This window comes from Streptomyces sp. NPDC111628 (genome assembly GCF_055635195.1).
This window is the reverse complement of the sequence record NZ_JBVKBZ010000001.1, coordinates 1,322,803-1,341,150: the sequence shown is the minus strand read 5'-3', so window position 1 is coordinate 1,341,150 and position 18,348 is coordinate 1,322,803. Positions and strand designations below refer to the sequence as shown.

The window sequence follows — 18,348 nt, the reverse complement described above, 5'->3', positions numbered from 1 at the left end:
AGCGGGGTCTGGGGGCGCAGCCCCCAGGGACGGGAATGGGAAGGGGCGGCGGGGGCGAGAGAAGCTGTACGCCGGAAAGCCACCCCGCACCGCTCAGCCCCGCGTCAGCCCCGCCACCAGTTCGTCCGCCGCCCGGTACGGATCCAGTTCCCCCGCGACGATGCGCTCCGCCAGCGCGCCGAGGCGCCGGTCCCCGTGCAGGTCGCCGATGCGTTCCCGCAGCGTCGTGACGGCGATCGTCTCGACCTCGCGCGCCGCGCGGGCCCGGCGGCGTTCGGTGAGGACGTCCCGTTCCTCCATCCACGCGCGGTGCTTCTCCAGCGCCTCGACGACCTCGTCGACGCCCTCGCCGCGCGCGGCGACCGTCTTGACGATGGGCGGGCGCCAGTCGCCGGCGGCGCGGGCCTCGCCGAGGCCCAGCATGTGGTTCAGCTCGCGGGCGGTCGCGTCGGCGCCGTCGCGGTCGGCCTTGTTGACGACGTAGACGTCGCCGATCTCCAGGATTCCGGCCTTGGCCGCCTGGATGCCGTCGCCCATGCCGGGGGCGAGCAGGACGACGGAGGTGTCGGCCTGGGAGGCGATCTCGACCTCCGACTGGCCGACGCCCACCGTCTCCACCAGGACCACGTCGCAGCCGGCCGCGTCCAGCACGCGGATCGCCTGCGGCGCGGCCCAGGCGAGCCCGCCGAGGTGGCCGCGGGTCGCCATCGAGCGGATGTAGACGCCCGGGTCGGAGGCGTGCTCCGACATCCGCACGCGGTCGCCGAGCAGGGCGCCGCCGGAGAAGGGGGAGGACGGGTCGACGGCGAGCACGCCGACCCGCCTGCCCTGCTTGCGGTACGCCGTGACCAGCGCCGAGGTGGACGTCGACTTGCCGACACCCGGGGAGCCGGTCAGGCCGACGACGTACGCGTTGCCGGTGAGCGGCGCGAGCGCCTCCATGACCTCCCTGAGCTGCGGGGACGCCCCCTCCACCAGGGAGATCAGCCGGGCCACGGCCCGCGGCCGGCCTTCTTGGGCCTGGGCCACCAGTGAGGAGACGTCCTGCATCACAGCTCCGTTCAGCTCCGTTCGGTGAGGTCTCGTACCTCTGGCGAGATCTCGTGTCTTGGGGTCAGGCCCCGGGCACCCGCACGATCAGCGCGTCGCCCTGACCGCCGCCGCCGCACAGCGCCGCCGCGCCGACGCCGCCGCCGCGCCGCTTCAGTTCCAGGGCGAGGTGCAGCACCAGCCGGGCGCCGGACATGCCGATCGGATGCCCGAGGGCGATGGCGCCACCGTTGACGTTCACCTTTTCGGTGGACACGCCGAGGTCCTTCATTGACTGCACGGCGACGGCCGCGAAGGCCTCGTTGATCTCGATCAGGTCGAGATCGGCGACCTCCAGGCCCTCCTTCTTCAGGGCGTGCCGGATGGCGTTCGACGGCTGCGACTGCAAAGAGTTGTCCGGGCCCGCGACATTGCCGTGGGCGCCGATCTCCGCGATCCACTCCAGGCCCAGCTCCTCGGCCTTGGCCCGGCTCATGACGACCACGGCCGCCGCGCCGTCGGAGATCTGCGAGGAGGAGCCCGCGGTGATGGTGCCGTCCTTGGCGAAGGCCGGGCGGAGCCTGCCGAGCGACTCGGCGGTGGTGTCGCCGCGGATGCCCTCGTCCTTGCTGAACAGCACCGGGTCGCCCTTGCGCTGCGGGATCTCGACCGGCGTGATCTCGGCCTCGAAGACGCCGTTCTTCTGGGCGGCGGCGGCGCGCTGGTGGGACAGGGCGGCGATCTCGTCCTGGGCGGCGCGCTCGATGCCGAGGCGGGTGTTGTGCTTCTCCGTGGACTCGCCCATGGCGATGTCCTCGAAGGAGTCGGTCAGGCCGTCGTAGGCCATGGCGTCGATCATCTGGACCGCGCCGTACTTGTAGCCCTCGCGGGACTTGGGCAGCAGGTGCGGGGCGTTGGTCATGGACTCCTGGCCGCCGGCGACGATCACGTCGAATTCACCGGCGCGAATGAGCTGGTCGGCGAGTGCGATGGCGTCGAGGCCGGAGAGGCAGACCTTGTTGATCGTGAGCGCCGGGACGCTCATGGGGATGCCGGCCTTGACGGCGGCCTGGCGGGCGGGGATCTGCCCGGTACCGGCCTGGAGCACCTGCCCCATGATCACGTACTGGACCTGGTCGCCGCCGATCCCCGCGCGGTCGAGGGCGGCCTTGATCGCGAATCCGCCGAGGTCGGCCCCGCTGAAGGACTTCAGGGAGCCGAGCAGCCGCCCCATCGGGGTGCGGGCACCCGCGACGACGACGGAGGTCGTGCCGTTCGTTCCAGAGGTTCCAGAGGTTCCCGAGGTTTCAGTGGTTCCAGAAGACATGAGCTGCGGTCCCCTTTTCCGGCCCGCACAGGCCGAGGAGTGAACGAGGGTTTACTCGAATGTACTGAGCGGTATCCCGCCCGTCACCGGGCTGTCGGTGTGATCGCGCGCACGTTGCGTAACCACCTCCGGAGCGCTGCACTGAAACCATGCTGACGCGAATCGACCACATCGGAATCGCCTGCCACGACCTCGACGCGACCGTCGAGTTCTACCGTGCCACCTACGGCTTCGAGGTGTTCCACACCGAGGTCAACGAGGAGCAGGGCGTGCGCGAGGCCATGCTCAAGATCAACGATACGTCGGACGGGGGCGCCTCGTACCTCCAGCTCCTGGAGCCGACCCGCGAGGACTCCGCGGTCGGCAAGTGGCTCGCGAAGAACGGCGAGGGCGTCCACCACATCGCGTTCGGTACGGCGGACGTGGACGCGGACGCCGCGGACATCCGGGGCAAGGGCGTACGCGTTCTGTACGACGAGCCCCGGCGCGGTTCCATGGGGTCGCGGATCACCTTCCTGCACCCCAAGGACTGCCATGGCGTACTGACAGAACTGGTCACTTCGGCGGCCGTTGAGTCACCTGAGCACTGACCCTCGTACATATGGGCCGGTAGGGTTGGGTGCGGTCGCCGCTCAGTCCAGGGTGACCCGGTCCTGTCGCCTTGGGCGCCGGGACCGCCGGGGTCGTGTTTCGGGGGGCGGGCGACGGGGCAGCAGCACATGCTCCGCCGTTGATCTGACACCATTCCCCGGGGGCCCCGTTCGGCGGACGGACGGAGCTCGTTCGGGAAGATTTGCGACCAGGGGACGGATGGGACCGCGCAGTGCGGGGCTACGAGAGCCAGGAGCGAGAGCCGGCGGCTGACGTCGACCACCTCTCTCGGTTCGAGGCCGAGATGAAGCGGCTGAAGACCGAGCGGGAAAAGGCGATCCAGCACGCCGAGGACCTCGGCTACCAGGTCGAGGTGCTGCGCGCCAAGCTGCACGAGGCGCGGCGCACCATCATGTCCCGGCCCGCCTTCGACGGCGGCGACATCGGGTACCAGGCCGAGCAGTTGCTGCGCAACGCGCAGACGCAGGCCGACCAGCTGCGCGCGGACGCGGAGCGGGAGCTGAGCCAGGCGCGGGCGCAGACCCAGCGGATCCTCCAGGAGCACGCCGAGCAGGCGGCCCGGCTCCAGGCGGAGCTGCACCAGGAGGCGGTGACCCGACGCCAGCAGCTCGACCAGGAGCTGGCCGAGCGTCGCCAGACCGTCGAGTCCCACGTCAACGAGAACGTGGCCTGGGCGGAGCAGCTGCGCGCCCGCACCGAGCAGCAGGCCCGGCGCCTGCTCGACGAGTCCCGGACCGAGGCCGAGCAGGCCATGACCGCGGCCCGCGCCGAGGCGGAGCGGCTGACCGCCGAGGCCCGTCAGCGGCTGCGGAGCGACGCGGAGAGTGCCCGCACCGAGGCCGAGCAGATCCTGCGCCGGGCCCGCACCGACGCCGAGCGGCTGCTGAACGCCGCCTCCACGCAGGCGCAGGAGGCCACCGACCACGCGGAGCAGCTGCGCAGCTCCACCGCCACCGAGTCGGAGTCCACCCGGCGCGAGGTCCAGGAGCTGAGCCGGGCCGCCGAGCAGCGCATGTCGGAGGCCGAGGAGGCGCTGCGCAAGGCGCAGACCGAGGCCGAGAAGGTGGTCGCCGAGGCCGAGGAGGCCGCGGCCAAGGCCCTGTCCAGCGCCGAGGCGACCAACGAGCAGCGCACCCGCACCGCCAAGGAGCAGGTCGCCCGGCTGGTCGGCGAGGCCACCAAGGACGCCGAGAGCACCAGGTCCGAGGCCGAGCAGGTGGTCGCGGACGCCCGTACCGAGGCCGAGCGGATCGTCGCCGAGGCCGCCGAGAAGGCCCGCACGATCACCGCCGAGGAGTCGGCCACCCAGCTTTCCAAGGCGGCCAAGACGGCCGAGGACGTGCTGAACAAGGCGTCGGAGGACGCCAAGCGGACCACGAAGGCGGCCACCGAGGAGGCCGAGCGGATCCGCACCGAGGCCGAGACCGAGGCGGACCGGCTGCGCGCCGAGGCGCACGACATCGCCGAGGAGCTCAAGGGCGCGGCGAAGGACGACACCAAGGAGTACCGCGCCAAGACGGTCGAGCTGCAGGAGGAGGCGCGCCGGCTGCGCGGCGAGGCCGAGCAGCTGCGGGCGGACGCGGTCGCCGAGGGCGAGAAGATCCGCACCGAGGCCCGCAAGGAGGCCGTGGCGCAGATCGAGGAGGCGGCGAAGTCCGCCGAGGAGCTGCTCGCCAAGGCCAAGGCGGACGCGGACGAGCTGCGCCAGACCGCGACGGCGGACGGCGAGAAGGTCCGCGCCGAGGCCATCGAGCGGGCGACCACCCTGCGCCGGCAGGCCGAGGAGACCCTGGAGCGCACCCGCGCGGAGGCCGAGCGGCACCGCACGGAGGCCGCCGAGCGGGTGGAGGAGCTCCAGGCGGAGGCCGAGCGGGCCGCCCGTGAGCTGCGCGAGGAGACCGAGCGCGCCGTCGAGGCCCGGCGGGAGGAGGCCGCCGAGGAGCTGACGCGGCTGCACACCGAGGCCGAGGAGCGCCGCACCGCCGCCGAGGAGGCGCTGAGCGGGGCCCGCGAGGAGGGCGAGCGGATCCGCCGCGAGGCCGCCGAGGAGAGCGAGCGGCTGCGCGCGGAGGCCGCGGAGCGGGTCCGTACGCTCCAGCAGCAGGCCGAGACGGAGGCCGAGCGGCTGCGCACCGAGGCCGCCGCGGACGCGTCCGCCTCCCGCGCGGAGGGCGAGGCCGTCGCCGTACGGCTGCGCTCGGAGGCCGCGAACGAGGCGGAGCGGTTGAAGTCGGAGGCGCAGGAGAGCGCCGACCGGGTGCGGGCGGAGGCGCAGACCGCCGCCGAGCGCATCGCGGCCGAGGCGTCCGAGGCGCTGGCCGCCGCCCAGGAGGAGGCCGCCCGGCGCCGCCGCGAGGCGGAGGAACTGCTCGGCTCCGCCCGGCAGGAGGCCGACCAGGAGCGCGAGCGGGCCCGCGAGCAGAGCGAGGAGCTGCTCGCCTCGGCACGCAACCGGGTGGAGGAGGCCCAGGCCGAGGCGGTCCGGCTGGTCGAGGAGGCCGACCGGCGCGCCACCGAGATGGTGTCGGCCGCCGAGCAGCACGCGGCGCAGGTCCGGGAGTCGGTCGCCGGGCTGCACGAGCAGGCCCAGGAGGAGATCACCGGGCTGCGCAGCGCCGCCGAGCACGCCGCGGAGCGCACCCGGCACGAGGCCGAGGAGGAGGCGGACCGGGTCCGCGCCGACGCCTACGCGGAGCGGGAGCGGGCGAGCGAGGACGCCGGACGCCTCCGGCGCGAGGCGCAGGAGGAGACCGAGGCCGCCAAGACGCTGGCCGAGCGGACCGTGTCCGAGGCCATCACGGAGGCCGACCGGATCCGCGCGGACGTCTCCGAGCACGCCCAGCGGGTGCGCACGGAGGCCTCGGACGCCATCGCCGAGGCCGAGCAGTCCGCGTCGCGCACCCGGGCGGACGCCCGCGAGGACGCCAACCGCATGCGGTCCGACGCGGCGACGCAGGCGGACACCCTGATCACCGAGGCGCGTTCCGAGGCGGAGCGGCTCACCACCGAGACGGTGGCCGAGACCGACCGGCTCCGGACCCGGACGCTCGCGGAGGCGGAGCGCGTCACCGCCGAGGCGGCGAGCGAGTCCGAGCGGGTCAGGACCGAGGCGGCCGCCGAGTCGGAGCGGCTGCGCACCGAGACGATCGCCGAGGCCGACCGGGTACGGGCCGAGGCGGGCGCCCGGGCCGAGCAGCTGGTCTCGGACGCCACCGGGGAGGCGGAGCGGCTGCGGGCCGAGGCCGCCGACACCGTCGGCTCCGCGCAGCAGCACGCCGAGCGGCTGCGCACCGAGGCGGACCGGGTCCGCCGCGAGGCGGCCGCGGAGGCCGAGCGGGTCACCACGGCGGCCCGCGAGGAGGCCGAGCGCACTCTCGACGAGGCCCGCAAGGACGCCAACAAGCGCCGCTCGGAGGCCGCCGAGCAGGTCGACACGCTCATCACGGAGACCACCGCCGAGGCCGACAAGCTGCTCACCGAGGCGCAGCAGCAGGCCCAGAAGACCACCGCGGACGCCGAGTCGCAGGCCGACACGATGGTCGGCGCGGCCCGCTCGGAGGCGGACCGGCTCGTCCAGGAGGCGACGGTCGAGGGCAACACCCGGGTGGAGAAGGCCCGTACGGACGCGGACGAGCTGCTGGTGGGCGCCCGCCGGGACGCGACCGCCATAAGGGAGCGGGCGGAGGAGCTGCGCGAGCGGCTCACCTCCGAGATCGAGGAGCTGCACGAGCGGGCCCGCCGCGAGGCCGCCGAGACGATGAAGTCGGCCGGCGACCGCTGCGACGCGCTCATCAAGGCCGCCGAGGAGCAGCTCGCCAAGGCGGAGGCGAAGGCCAAGGAGCTGGTGTCGGAGGCCAACTCCGAGGCGGGCAAGGTGCGCATCGCCGCCGTCAAGAAGGCCGAGGGGCTGCTCAAGGAGGCCGAGCAGAAGAAGGCCACCCTGGTCCGCGAGGCCGAGGAGCTGAAGGCCGAGGCGGTCCGCGAGGCCCGGGCCACGGTCGACGAGGGCAAGCGCGAGCTGGAGGTGCTGGTCCGGCGCCGCGAGGACATCAACGCGGAGATCTCCCGGGTGCAGGACGTGCTGGAGGCGCTGGAGTCGTTCGAGGCGCCCGGGGGCGCGAAGGACAACGGGGTGAAGGCCGGTGCGACGGTGGGCGCCCCACGTTCGGGTGGCAAGTCGTCAGACGGCTAGCGCCCGGGGCGGATTCGGTGTCTGCTGGAGATCTTTGGCCGAGTCCCGACGGGACCGTTCACCAGAACTTTGGCAAGCCATCCGCGGGTCAGCCACTCAAAAGAGGTGTCATTCTCCGTATCAAACGTGCATCCGCTCGATGACACACCGCATTGGCGCCTAGGATTCCCTCTATCACCTCACCCGGTCTCTTTCGACAGGAACCCCATGAGCGACACTTCCCCCTACGGCTTCGAGCTTGTGCGGCGTGGGTACGACCGCGCTCAGGTGGACGAACGTATCTCCAAGCTCGTCTCCGACCGTGACAGCGCTCTCGCCCGCATCACCGCTCTGGAAAAGCGCATCGAGGAGCTCCACCTCGAAACCCAGAACGCCCAGGCCCAGGTCAACGACGCCGAGCCGTCGTACGCCGGTCTCGGCGCCCGGGTCGAGAAGATCCTGCGGCTCGCCGAGGAAGAGGCGAAGGACCTGCGCGAGGAGGCCCGGCGCGCGGCCGAGCAGCACCGCGAGCTGGCCGAGTCCTCGGCCCAGCAGGTGCGCAACGACGCGGAGTCGTACGCCGCGGAGCGCAAGTCCAAGGCCGAGGACGAGGGCGTCCGGATCGTCGAGAAGGCCAAGGGCGACGCCTCGCAGCTGCGTTCCGAGGCGCAGAAGGACGCGCAGTCGAAGCGCGACGAGGCCGACGCGCTCTTCGAGGAGACCCGCGCGAAGGCCGCGCAGGCCGCCGCCGACTTCGAGACGAACCTCGCCAAGCGCCGCGAGCAGTCGGAGCGGGACCTGGCCTCCCGTCAGGCCAAGGCCGAGAAGCGGCTCGCGGAGATCGAGCACCGCGCGGAGCAGCTGCGCCTGGAGGCGGAGAAGCTGCGCACGGACGCCGAGCGCCGGGCCCGCCAGACCGTGGAGACGGCGCAGCGCCAGTCCGAGGACATCGTGGCCGACGCCAACGCCAAGGCCGACCGGATCCGTTCGGAGTCGGAGCGCGAGCTGGCCGCCCTCACCAACCGCCGCGACTCCATCAACGCGCAGCTGACCAACGTGCGCGAGATGCTGGCGTCGCTCACGGGCGCCGCGGTGGCGGCCGCTCCGTCGGTCGAGGACGAGTCGGTCTCCCGCGGGGTCCCGGCCCAGCAGTCGCGCTGACGCCGTCTGACCCGGGCGGTTTCGGCTGCGCGGGGGTACGCCTGCTGAATCCGTACGAACCTGGGCGAGGCCTGCTGTCACTGGGGTGGCAGCGGGCCTCGTCCCGTTCTAGCGTGGTCGCCATGATCGAGCTCGAGGGGCTGACCAAGCGGTACGGCGAGAAGGTGGCGGTCAACAATCTCTCCTTCACCGTCAGACCGGGCATCATCACGGGATTCCTCGGCCCCAACGGCGCGGGCAAGTCGACGACCATGCGGATGGTGCTTGGCCTGGACCGGCCGACCGCCGGGGACGTGCGGATCGACGGCAAGCACTACGACCAGCTGAAGGACCCGCTGACGTACATCGGCGCGCTCCTGGAGGCCAAGGCGTGGCACGGCGGGCGCAGCGCCTACAACCACCTGCTGTGCCTCGCGCAGAGCAACGGCATTCCCGCGAGCCGGGTGCGCGAGGTCCTGGACACGGTCGGGCTGTCGGCGGTCGCCAGGAAGAAGACCAAGGGCTTCTCCCTCGGCATGGGGCAGCGGCTCGGCATCGCGGGCGCCCTGCTGGGCGACCCGCGGATCCTGATGTTCGACGAGCCGGTCAACGGGCTCGACCCCGAGGGCATCCACTGGATCCGCAATCTGATGAAGACCCTGGCCGCCCAGGGCCGTACGGTCTTCGTCTCCTCCCACCTGATGAGCGAGATGGCGCTGACCGCCGACCATCTGGTGGTCATCGGCCAGGGCAGGCTGCTGGCGGACACCTCGATGGCCGAGTTCATCGCGGAGAACTCGCGCAGCTACGTCCGGATCCGCACCCCGCAGCGCGAGCAGCTGCTCGACGCGCTGCACGCGGCCGGGGTCACGGTCGTCGAGTCGGGCGAGGGCGTCCTGGAGGTGGACGGCGACAAGTCGGAGACGGTCGGCGAGCTGGCGGCGCGCCACCAGGTCGTGCTGTACGAGCTGAGTCCGCAGCGCGCCTCCCTGGAGGAGGCGTTCATGCAGCTGACCGCGGAGTCCGTGGAGTACCACGCGCACGACGGGCAGCCGCCCGGCGCGGTGCCGCAGCAGCAACAGCCACCGGGGCAGCCTCCGCAGCAGCCGTGGGGCAGCGACTGGAAGAGGGGATGAGCATGGCGGCGACACAGGTCGTCCGGTCCGAGTGGACCAAGATCCGGTCGGTCGCGTCCACGGTGTGGACGCTGGGCCTCGCCGTGGTCGTCACCATCGCCCTCGGCATGCTGATCTCGGCCCTGTCGAAGAGCGAGTTCGGCGACATGAGCCGGCGCGACCAGCTCTCCTTCGACCCGACCTTCATCAGCTTCGCCGGCACCAGCCTCGGCCAGCTGGCGATGATCGTGTTCGGGGTCCTGGTCGTGGGCAACGAGTACAGCTCCGGCATGATCCGCACCTCGCTGGCCGCCGTGCCGAAGCGCGCCACCTTCCTGTTCAGCAAGATCGCGGTGGCCACCGCCCTGGCCCTGATCGTGGCCATGGTCACCAGTTTCGCCACGTTCTTCCTCGGGCAGGCGATGCTCGGCGACCTGAAGGCGTCGATCGGCGACCCCGGCGTGCTGCGCGCGGTGTTCGGCGGCGGCCTCTACATGACCCTGATCGCGATGTTCTCGATGGGCGTCGCCGCGATGCTGCGCTCCCCGATGCTGTCGCTGGGCATCCTGATGCCGTTCTTCTTCCTGATCTCCAACATCCTGGGCAACGTCCCGGCGACGGAGAAGGTCGGCCGGTTCCTGCCCGACCAGGCCGGCAGCAAGATCATGCAGGTGGTCACGCCGATCGACGACGACGTCCCGTACGGACCGTGGGGCGGCCTGGGGATCATGGCACTGTGGGTGATCGCGGCGCTCGTCGGCGGGTACGCGGTGCTGAAGCGGCGGGACGCCTGACACGCTGGGAGCAGAACCCCGGCGGGCGCCTCCGTACGGTGTCGGATTTTGCCCGCGCTTGAACGGAACCGTCAGCGCGTGGATATCCTCCTAACCCTTACGGGGGCGTGTGCCCTGCTGTCCCTGAACCTTCCGATGGGTGCGGAGCATGATCGAGGCTGTCGGCCTGACCAAGCGATACGGCGACAAGACCGCTGTGTACAACCTCTCCTTCCAGGTGCGGCCCGGTGCCGTCACCGGCTTCCTGGGGCCCAACGGCTCGGGCAAGTCGACGACGATGCGGATGATCCTGGGCCTGGACAACCCCACGGCGGGGCACGTGACCATCGGCGGTCACCCGTACCGCAGGCTGCCGAACGCCGCGCGCCACGTCGGGGCGCTCCTGGACGCCAAGGCGGTGCACGGCGGGCGGGCCGCCCGCAACCACCTGCTGAGCCTCGCCCAGCTGTCCGGCATCCCGGCCCGGCGGGTGGACGAGGTGCTCGGCGTGGTGGGCCTCCAGGACGTGGCCAAGCGGCGTTCCAAGGGCTTCTCCCTCGGCATGGGCCAGCGGCTCGGCATCGCCGCCGCGCTGCTCGGCGACCCCCAGGTGCTGCTCTTCGACGAGCCGGTCAACGGCCTCGACCCGGAGGGCATCCACTGGGTGCGCAACCTGATGAAGGCGCTCGCGGCCGAGGGCCGTACCGTCTTCGTCTCCTCGCACCTGATGAGCGAGATGGCGCTCACCGCCGACCACCTGATCGTCATCGGGCGCGGCCAGCTGCTCGCCGACATGAGCGTGACGGACTTCATCTCGGCCAACTCCGCCGACTTCGCGCGGGTGCGGACCCCGGACACCGATCCGCAGCTGCGCGAGAAGCTGACCTCGGCGCTGACCGAGGCGGGCGGCCACGTGCTGCCCGAGCAGGACGGCGCGCTGCGGGTGACCGGGCTCGCCCTCCCCCGCATCAGCGACATCGCGCACGACACCGACGTACGACTGTGGGAGCTGTCGCCGCACCAGGCCTCGCTGGAGGAGGCGTACATGCGGATGACGCAGGGCGCCGTGGACTACCGGTCGACCGCCGACCAGAAGGCGGGGCTCCAGCAGCCCCTGCCGCCCGGCGCGCAGCCGCCGATGCCGGTGCCGGGACAGGGCCAGCCCGGGTGGTACGCGCCGCCGCCGCCCCAGCAGGGCGGTCAGCCCTTCGCCGCGCCGCAGGGCGCGCCGGGCCAGGCCCCGGCGGGCCCGTACGGCGCCCCCGTGGCGCCCGGGGCGGTGCCGGGCGGTCAGCCGGCCAACCCGTACGCGGCCCAGCAGGCGCCCCAGGCACCGCCGATGCCCCAGGCTCCGGCCGGCGCGCCGACGCCGCCCGTGGCGGGCCCCGCGCCCGCCTCCGCGCCCGTCACCGACCCGACCAAGCCCGAGGACGCCCGATGAGCACGCCCCAGCCCCCGACGCAGCAGGCCGCGCCCGACTGGCACGCGGCGTCCGGTTCGCCGTTCCCGACGTACACGTCGCCGATCCCGGTGGTGCGCACGACCCTCGTGCACGCGCTGGCCTCCGAGTGGACGAAGATCAAGTCGGTGCGCTCGACGATGTGGACGCTGGGCGTGTTCGTCCTGCTGGTCCTCGGCATCGGGCTGCTGACCGGCGCGGTGGTGGCGGGCTCGGACTCCGACCTGGCCGGCGAGAGCGCGCTGAGCCTCGGCTTCTTCGGTCTGCTGCTGGGCAGCATGTGCGTGATCACGCTCGGCGTGCTGACCACCGCCTCGGAGTACGGCACGGGGATGATCCGCACGACGATGACCGCCTGCCCGAGCCGCGGCCGGGTGCTGGCCGCCAAGGGCATCGTGTTCTTCCTGGTGGCGTTCGTGGTGACCCTGGTCTCCGCGACGCTGGTCGGGCTGGCCCACGTGTCCATGCTGGAGGGCAACGGCGCCGAGAACCCGACCGGCGCGGAGTGGCTGAAGGGCACCGTCGGCGTCTCGCTCTACGTCGCGCTGCTCGGGCTGCTCTCGCTGGCCATGGGCTCGATCATCCGGCACTCGGCGGGCGCCATCACCATCATGATCGGCGTCCTGCTCGCCCCGCTGGTGATCGCGCTGTTCATGTTCTCGGAGTCGCTCAAGGACGTGCAGCAGGCGCTGTTCGAGTACTCGATCCCGAACCAGATGAGCATCTTCTACGCCAACTCGCTCTCCGAGTCCGGGCCCTCGGGCTGGGACCCGCTGTGGATCGTGCTCGGCGTGACCGCGGCCGCCTTCGCCGCCGCCTTCGCCCTGCTGGAGAAGCGGGACGTGTAGGCCGGCGGGACCGGCCTTCAGAACCTCGGCGCGTTACGGGACCGCTGCACCCGCGTGGTGCGGCGGTCCTTCGCGTTCCAGCACGCCTTGTGCCAGTGCCGGCGGTCGTCGACGCCCGAGTGCGCGGGCCAGGCCACCACGTGCGGGACACCGTCCGGAATGAGCTGGTCGCAGCCCGGGCATCGGTACGACTTGCCCTGCGCGCTCGCGCCCGCCACGTGCCGTACGCTCCACTCCTCGCCCTGCCAGTCCTCCGAGGACTGCCAGCCGCCGTAGCGGCCGGAGCCGTCCTCCTCGGCGCTCCGGCCGGAGAAACCGGCTTCCTTGGGTCGGTTGCGACGCGGGGACACAGGACACCTCACGGAGCTATACAGGAAGCAGGGCTGCATCCAGCCTACGCGGCACGGACACGGGTACGCGTACGGCGCCGAACACCGCAACTCCCCCTGACCGGTGTTGTCCGTCCGGGCGCGTGCACCGTCCCACAACGGCCGATTCTGCAGACAATCCGCAAATTCCTTCGTCCGGCCGTGTCCTCGGCACGTGTCAGGCGGTTATGCCGTGTGGGGGAGCTCCACGTCGGGGCCGAGGAAGCAGGAAAAGGCAATGCGCGTAGGAAGTTTCGTGTTGGGGGCCCAGTTCCCGGGCCAGGGTCAGGGGGAGGCGCTGCACCGCGCGGTCCGCTCGGCCGAGGTCGCCGAGGAGGCCGGGCTGGACACGGTCTGGCTGGCCGAACACCACTTCGTGCCGTACGGCACGTGTCCGTCGGCCGTGACCCTGGCCGCGCTGCTGCTGGGCCGCACCCGGCGCCTGAGGGTCGGCACCGCGGTGAGTGTGCTGCCCACCGTCCACCCCGTGGCGCTCGGCGAGCAGGCCGCGCTGCTGCACGTCACCAGCGGCGGCCGCTTCTCGCTGGGCGTGGGCCGCGGCGGCCCGTGGGTGGACCTGGAGGTGTTCGGCGCGGGTCTTGAGGCGTACGAGAAGGGGTTTCCGGACTCGCTCGACCTGCTGCTGCGCTGGCTGCGCGAGCCGGCCGTCGGCGCCTCGGGGGACCGCTACCGCTTCCGTGAGGTGCCCGTCGTGCCGCGTCCGTCGGAGTCCCTGTCGGAGGAGCCGGGCCCGGAGGTCGTCGTCGCCTGCACCTCGCCGTCGAGCGTGCGGCTGGCGGCCGAGCGGGGGCTGCCGATGCTCCTCGGAATGCACGTCGGCGACGAGGAGAAGGCGGAGATGGTCGCCCTGTGGCGGCGCCACGCGCGTGCGGCCGGGCGTCCGGCGGCGGAGATCCACGGCGCCGGACACGTCTCGGCCGGTGTCTGCCAGATCGCGGACCGGCGCACGGACGCGACCGAGAGCCTGCTCAAGGCGATGCCGGGCTGGCTGCGGCAGGGACTGGGCGCCCACGTCACGGTGGACAGCCGGGCCCGGCAGATGCGCGACCCGCACGCCTACACCGAACTGCTCTGCGGGCTGCACCCGGTGGGCACGCCCCGGCTGTGCGCGGACCGGCTCGCGGCGACCGGCGAGCGGACCGGCATCTCCCGCTTCGCCCTGCTCGTCGAGGGCTCGGGAGACCTGGCGGCGACCGAGGAGAACGTACGCCGGCTCGGGGCCGAGGTACTCCCCCAGCTCCGCTGAGCCCGCGGGCGGGGAGCTTGCCGCTCCGGTACAGAACTGCACCTCCCGCGTACGGAGCGGCAAGCGAGGACCGCGGGCCTCAGCAGTCGCGCAGTTCCGGCGACTGGTTCAGCAACTGGCTGCGCACCGAGGTGAACTTGGTCAGCGTCCCGTCGACAGAGGAGTCCAACGGGAACACCGCCACCCGGTGGCAGTTCTGGAAGGCCAGCCGCACCCCGAAGTGCCGCTGCAGTGCACCGCGTATGGCGTCACTCGCGAGCGCACGCAGGAGCTGACCGCGCGCCTGCTCGTCCGGCGGGGGCGTCTGGTTGTCGGCGAACGCTCCGCCGTCGACCTTCAGCTGTGCCACCAGGGAGCTGACCATCTCCCATGCGTAGGGCAGGGAGGTCCGGACGCAGTCGACGAAGTCTGCTTCGTCGACCTCGCCTCGCTCGGCCTGTTCGAGTAGGGCCGGTGAGACGTCGAGCGACATGGGTTCTCCTCTCGCACCCCCGACCAGCAGGGGTTGCCGGACAGTTAAGGGAGTGCGCGATTCCGAACACGCTGCGTACACAGTTCGCGACCTCCCGTTCAATACCGTAAGCAACCGATCGTGACGGCACCAGGAGAATGCCCAGATGGACACCATCCCGTAGGCCCACAATCGGCCAGTGCGCAAGACGGGGCCAATGGGAGAAGTGGGACAGTGCGCGCGGTGCCCGGGTCCGGGCGAATCGCGTCGGGCCGGGCCGGTCGAGTAGCGTTGCCGACCATGCGTCTCGTCATTGCCCGCTGCTCCGTCGACTACGCCGGACGGCTCACCGCCCACCTGCCCTCGGCCCCCCGGCTGATCCTGGTCAAGGCGGACGGCAGCGTCTCGATCCACGCCGACGACCGGGCCTACAAGCCCCTCAACTGGATGTCGCCGCCCTGCGCCCTGAAGGAGGGCACGGGCGAGGAGGAGGGCGTCTGGACCGTCGTCAACAAGGCGGGCGAGAAGCTCATCATCACGATGGAGGAGATCCTCCACGACTCCTCGCACGAACTGGGCGTCGATCCGGGCCTGATCAAGGACGGCGTGGAAGCACACCTCCAGGAGCTGCTCGCCGACCGCATCGACACCCTGGGCGAGGGCTACACCCTCATCCGCCGCGAGTACATGACCGCCATCGGCCCGGTCGACATCCTGTGCCGGGACGGCCAGGGCGGGACCGTCGCGGTCGAGATCAAGCGGCGCGGCGAGATCGACGGCGTGGAGCAGCTCACGCGCTACCTGGAGCTGTTGAACCGCGATCCGCATCTCGCGCCGGTGCGCGGCGTCTTCGCCGCCCAGGAGATCAAGCCGCAGGCCCGCGTGCTGGCCACGGACCGCGGCATCGGCTGCCAGGTGCTGGACTACGACGCGCTGCGGGGCATCCAGGACGACAAGCTGCGGCTGTTCTGAGGGCACGTCACGTACGACGTGGGGAGGGCCGGGTCCGGGTGGCGGACCCGGCCCTCCTGCGCTGTCGCCTTCCCCGGTGGGGTCAGATGATCTGACCGGTCGCCGGATCCGAGTCGGCCGGGGCTCCCGTTCCGGTGTCGGTGCTCGCTGCGCTCTCCGTGCTGCTCTGCGAAACGGTGGCCGGGGGCGTGTCGGCGCCGCTGACGGTGTCGGACGTCTCCGGGGTGGACGGCGAGGTCGTCTCGGTCTCCGTGGGCGTCGGTGACGTGTCGTCGGACTCGGTGGGCGTCCCGGGGTCCGTCGGCTCGGTGTCCGTCGGCTTCGGCGACGTCGGCTTCGTCGTCGGCGAACTCGGCGACTTGCTCGGTTCGTCCGGCGAGCCGGGGTCGTCGGGACTCTCGTCGTCACCGGGGCCGGTGCTGTCCGTACTGCTCGGCCCCTGCGAAGGCTCCCCCGACTCCGTGGCCGTCGGCGACTCGGACGTGCCGGGGGTGGCGGAGTCGCTCGGGCCGGGCGTCTGCCGGCCCTGACCGTCGTCGGAGGGCCGGTCCGCGCCCAGGCTGCCGTCGTCGACGCCCTGGCTGGCCGACGGGTTGACGCCGACCTCGTTGGACGGATCGCCGCCGTCGTTCTCCGACGTGGCCCCCAGGGTCACCACCGTGCCGAGCACGGCGACGAGCAGTGCGCCCGCCCCCGCGGCCACCAGGTTGCGCCGCGCGAAGCCCTTGATGCCGCCGGCGACCGTGCGGGACGGCTCCTCGTCGGGCTCGCGACGGGTGACGAGGGTGGGGGACTGCGGACGCGGCTGAAGCGGCGGGAAGGGCGCGGGGACGCCCGCGGACGGCGACGCCGACTCCTCGTTGCGGGCGTCGGGCACCTCCTCCCCCACCGTCGGACCGAGTCCGGCGCCGACGGCACCGAGCCCCGCGGCGGGCGCCGCCGCGGCGAACGCGCCCGCGCCGCTGCCCAGGCCCGGCGTGTCGCCGGTGCGGTCGGCGACCAGTGCGAGGGCGCGGCGGCCGGCCACGGCACCGCGCTTGTCCGCCATCGCGCCGCGCAGCCCGATGGAGGCCTCCAGCTCGGCGCGGGCCCGGTCCAGCTGGCCCTCGCACAGCGCGAGGACGCCCAGCTCGTGGTGGAAGTAGGCCTGTTCGGCGACGTCACCGGCGAGCCGGGAGGCCTCGGTGCCCGAACGCAGCGCCCGTTCCCAGGCGCTCCAGTGCAGCCCGGCGGCGAACGCGGGCGCCGCGGTGCGGGCCAGCTGGACGGCCGGGCTCTCCTCGTCCTCGGCGGTCGGGGTGGTCGTGGGCACCAGCACGGCGAGGGCGGCCAGTACGGCGTCGGCCTCCGCGCAGACCCGCTCCGGGGTGACCGAGGGGTGTCCGGCCCACCAGGCGTAGTGCTGGGCGGCGGCCGTCGCCCGCTCCCGTACGGCGTCCGTGTAACCGGCGCTGTCCAGCTGGGTGAGCACGCCGGCGGCCAGCCGGTAGCGGGAGCCGACCGGGGAGACCAGCCCGCAGTCCGTCAGCTCGCCGAGGGCGGCGTCCGCGTGGGTGTCGCCGACCAGGGCGGGCAGATGCGCCTGGTGCGGCACCTCGCCGCCGAGCGCGACGGCGAACTCCAGGGTGGCGCGGGCGGAGGCGCTCAGCCGGGAGGCGAGCAGCGGTGCGGGGGCGGCGGCCTCGCCGAGGGACGGCAGGGGTACGTCCTCGGCCTCGGCTGCGTCGTAGGGGGTGTCGTCGGCGGGGCGGGTGTCGGCGAAGACGCCGAACTCGTCGACGGCGTCGGCACCGGCCCGCTCCCGGTCCCGGCGGCGCAGCAGGGCACCGGCCTGGACGAAGCGCAGCGGCAGGCCCTCGGACTCGAACCAGAGGTCTCCGGCCCAGTTGGCCTCCTCCTCGGTGAGGGTCCGCCCGGCGGCGCGCTCAAGGAGCTCCACGCCGTCGGATCGGTCCAGGCCGGTGAGGAAGACCTCCTCGACGGCGGAGTCGGCGGAGGGTGCGGCCACGTCCGGGGTGGCGCCGATGACGAAGGCGCACTCGGGGGTGGCGTCGAGGAGTTCGTCGAGGGCGGTGCCGCCGAACTCGACGTCGTCCAGGACGACGACGGCGCCCACCTCGCGCAGGTGTCCGAGGAGTTCCGTCCGGTCGGGACGGTGCAGGGGCGCGCGGTGGACGGCGTAGAAGAGGTCGTGGAGCAGGTCGTCGGCGGTGCGGTGGTGGCCGCTCAGCCGGACGACGCCGTCGGGCGCGAGGCCCGCACAGTCCTCGGCGACGACGTCGAGGAGGCTGGTGCGGCCGGAGCCGGCGGGGCCGGTGAGGCGGACGGAGCGGCCGCGGGCGAGCAGCCGGACCAGGCGTTCGCGTTCGTCCTCGCGGGCCAGCAGGCCGAGGACCGTGCGGACCGGTCCCGGTGGGACGGGCGGCCGCGCGGCGCGCTCCGCCTCGGCGCGTTCGGCCGCGGTGAGCTTCTCGGGCCGGGCGGGCCGCTCCGTGGGCGGGCAGACCTCGATCTCGCTGCCGTCGACGGGGTTGACGGTGAGCAGGAAGTCGCCGGACACCAGCTGCACCGTGCGGGCGAGCGCGGGCGCGTGCTGTCCGAAGTCGGAGGTGATGGGGTCCCTGTGCGGGCGCGGGCGCGGCGCCTGCTGGTCGCCGTCCTGGCCGTACTCCTCAGGGCCCCGGTTGTTCGGGTCCATTGGTTCAAGCCCCCCAAAAGCGTCGTGTGCAGGGCCCCGGCAGGGACCACCCTCCCGGCCTTGCCGCACACCGCGCTGTCGCTTCTGGTCCGGGCCCGCCGGCGGGTTTGCAAAGGCA

14 protein-coding genes are annotated in these 18,348 nt (G+C 72.8%); 9 read left to right on the top strand and 5 right to left on the bottom strand.

Features of this window, described 5'->3' with window-relative positions:
- Positions 1-93: 93 nt before the first annotated feature.
- Positions 94-1,050: a methylmalonyl Co-A mutase-associated GTPase MeaB gene (meaB, locus tag ACZ7MF_RS06535; protein ID WP_471474858.1), complete on the bottom strand. Its 957-nt coding sequence runs from the start codon at positions 1,048-1,050 to the stop codon at positions 94-96.
- Between the two features lie 64 nt (positions 1,051-1,114).
- Positions 1,115-2,356, bottom strand: coding sequence for an acetyl-CoA C-acetyltransferase (locus ACZ7MF_RS06530; RefSeq protein ID WP_471474856.1), 1,242 nt, complete (start codon positions 2,354-2,356; stop codon positions 1,115-1,117).
- A 149-nt stretch (positions 2,357-2,505) separates the two neighbouring features.
- On the opposite strand from ACZ7MF_RS06530, the gene mce reads away from it, so the two are divergent.
- From mce to ACZ7MF_RS06495, 7 genes are all read left to right on the top strand, one after another.
- Entirely contained in the window at positions 2,506-2,946 is a 441-nt protein-coding gene (mce, locus tag ACZ7MF_RS06525; RefSeq protein ID WP_059301486.1) for a methylmalonyl-CoA epimerase, read from the top strand.
- Positions 2,947-3,179: 233 nt separating this feature from the next.
- Positions 3,180-7,160 carry a polarized growth protein Scy gene (gene scy / locus ACZ7MF_RS06520; protein ID WP_471474854.1) on the top strand — a complete coding sequence of 1,327 codons (3,981 nt, stop codon included), beginning with the start codon at positions 3,180-3,182 and terminating at the stop codon, positions 7,158-7,160.
- Positions 7,161-7,367: 207 nt separating this feature from the next.
- Positions 7,368-8,300, top strand: a complete 933-nt coding sequence (locus ACZ7MF_RS06515) for a coiled-coil domain-containing protein (protein ID WP_356862888.1) — start codon at positions 7,368-7,370, stop codon at positions 8,298-8,300.
- Between the two features lie 122 nt (positions 8,301-8,422).
- Positions 8,423-9,415, top strand: coding sequence for an ABC transporter ATP-binding protein (locus ACZ7MF_RS06510; RefSeq protein WP_471474853.1), 993 nt, complete (start codon positions 8,423-8,425; stop codon positions 9,413-9,415).
- Positions 9,412-10,188: an ABC transporter permease gene (locus ACZ7MF_RS06505; RefSeq protein ID WP_471474851.1), complete on the top strand. Its 777-nt coding sequence runs from the start codon at positions 9,412-9,414 to the stop codon at positions 10,186-10,188. The genes ACZ7MF_RS06510 and ACZ7MF_RS06505 overlap by 4 nt, the downstream gene beginning before the upstream one ends.
- A gap of 148 nt (positions 10,189-10,336) precedes the next feature.
- Positions 10,337-11,608, top strand: coding sequence for an ABC transporter ATP-binding protein (locus tag ACZ7MF_RS06500; protein ID WP_471474850.1), 1,272 nt, complete (start codon positions 10,337-10,339; stop codon positions 11,606-11,608).
- Complete coding sequence (locus tag ACZ7MF_RS06495) at positions 11,605-12,474, top strand: ABC transporter permease (protein WP_471474848.1); 870 nt, start codon at positions 11,605-11,607, stop codon at positions 12,472-12,474. Before ACZ7MF_RS06500 ends, ACZ7MF_RS06495 begins: the two co-directional genes overlap by 4 nt.
- A 17-nt stretch (positions 12,475-12,491) precedes the next feature.
- On the opposite strand, the gene ACZ7MF_RS06490 is transcribed toward ACZ7MF_RS06495, so the two are convergent.
- A complete protein-coding gene (locus tag ACZ7MF_RS06490; protein WP_471474847.1) occupies positions 12,492-12,824 on the bottom strand; it encodes an ATP/GTP-binding protein in 333 nt (110 codons plus the stop codon).
- 256 nt (positions 12,825-13,080) lie between these two features.
- On the opposite strand from ACZ7MF_RS06490, the gene ACZ7MF_RS06485 reads away from it, so the two are divergent.
- Positions 13,081-14,109: an LLM class flavin-dependent oxidoreductase gene (locus tag ACZ7MF_RS06485; RefSeq protein ID WP_471474845.1), complete on the top strand. Its 1,029-nt coding sequence runs from the start codon at positions 13,081-13,083 to the stop codon at positions 14,107-14,109.
- Positions 14,110-14,188: 79 nt separating this feature from the next.
- On the opposite strand, the gene ACZ7MF_RS06480 is transcribed toward ACZ7MF_RS06485, so the two are convergent.
- Positions 14,189-14,581 (bottom strand): SCO5389 family protein, encoded by a 393-nt coding sequence (locus ACZ7MF_RS06480; RefSeq protein WP_356862873.1) that lies wholly within the window; start codon positions 14,579-14,581, stop codon positions 14,189-14,191.
- A gap of 279 nt (positions 14,582-14,860) precedes the next feature.
- Here ACZ7MF_RS06480 and nucS point away from each other — a divergent pair, with 279 nt between their 5' ends.
- Entirely contained in the window at positions 14,861-15,532 is a 672-nt protein-coding gene (gene nucS, locus ACZ7MF_RS06475; protein WP_471474843.1) for an endonuclease NucS, read from the top strand.
- An 82-nt stretch (positions 15,533-15,614) separates the two neighbouring features.
- Here nucS and ACZ7MF_RS06470 read toward each other — a convergent pair whose 3' ends face one another.
- A complete protein-coding gene (locus ACZ7MF_RS06470) occupies positions 15,615-18,230 on the bottom strand; it encodes an ATP-binding protein (RefSeq protein WP_471474842.1) in 2,616 nt (871 codons plus the stop codon).
- Positions 18,231-18,348 lie beyond the last annotated feature (118 nt).

What these genes read in the sequence shown, in the direction of transcription:
- ACZ7MF_RS06530 (WP_471474856.1), bottom strand. Translation starts at nt 2,356, where the DNA reads ATGTCTTCTGGAACCACTGAAACCTCGGGAACCTCTGGAACCTCTGGA.
- ACZ7MF_RS06480 (WP_356862873.1), bottom strand. Translation starts at nt 14,581, where the DNA reads ATGTCGCTCGACGTCTCACCGGCCCTACTCGAACAGGCCGAGCGAGGC.
- ACZ7MF_RS06495 (WP_471474848.1), top strand. Translation starts at nt 11,605, where the DNA reads ATGAGCACGCCCCAGCCCCCGACGCAGCAGGCCGCGCCCGACTGGCAC.
- ACZ7MF_RS06470 (WP_471474842.1), bottom strand. Translation starts at nt 18,230, where the DNA reads ATGGACCCGAACAACCGGGGCCCTGAGGAGTACGGCCAGGACGGCGAC.
- nucS (WP_471474843.1), top strand. Translation starts at nt 14,861, where the DNA reads ATGCGTCTCGTCATTGCCCGCTGCTCCGTCGACTACGCCGGACGGCTC.
- ACZ7MF_RS06510 (WP_471474853.1), top strand. Translation starts at nt 8,423, where the DNA reads ATGATCGAGCTCGAGGGGCTGACCAAGCGGTACGGCGAGAAGGTGGCG.
- ACZ7MF_RS06485 (WP_471474845.1), top strand. Translation starts at nt 13,081, where the DNA reads ATGCGCGTAGGAAGTTTCGTGTTGGGGGCCCAGTTCCCGGGCCAGGGT.
- meaB (WP_471474858.1), bottom strand. Translation starts at nt 1,050, where the DNA reads ATGCAGGACGTCTCCTCACTGGTGGCCCAGGCCCAAGAAGGCCGGCCG.
- ACZ7MF_RS06500 (WP_471474850.1), top strand. Translation starts at nt 10,337, where the DNA reads ATGATCGAGGCTGTCGGCCTGACCAAGCGATACGGCGACAAGACCGCT.
- mce (WP_059301486.1), top strand. Translation starts at nt 2,506, where the DNA reads ATGCTGACGCGAATCGACCACATCGGAATCGCCTGCCACGACCTCGAC.
- ACZ7MF_RS06515 (WP_356862888.1), top strand. Translation starts at nt 7,368, where the DNA reads ATGAGCGACACTTCCCCCTACGGCTTCGAGCTTGTGCGGCGTGGGTAC.
- ACZ7MF_RS06505 (WP_471474851.1), top strand. Translation starts at nt 9,412, where the DNA reads ATGAGCATGGCGGCGACACAGGTCGTCCGGTCCGAGTGGACCAAGATC.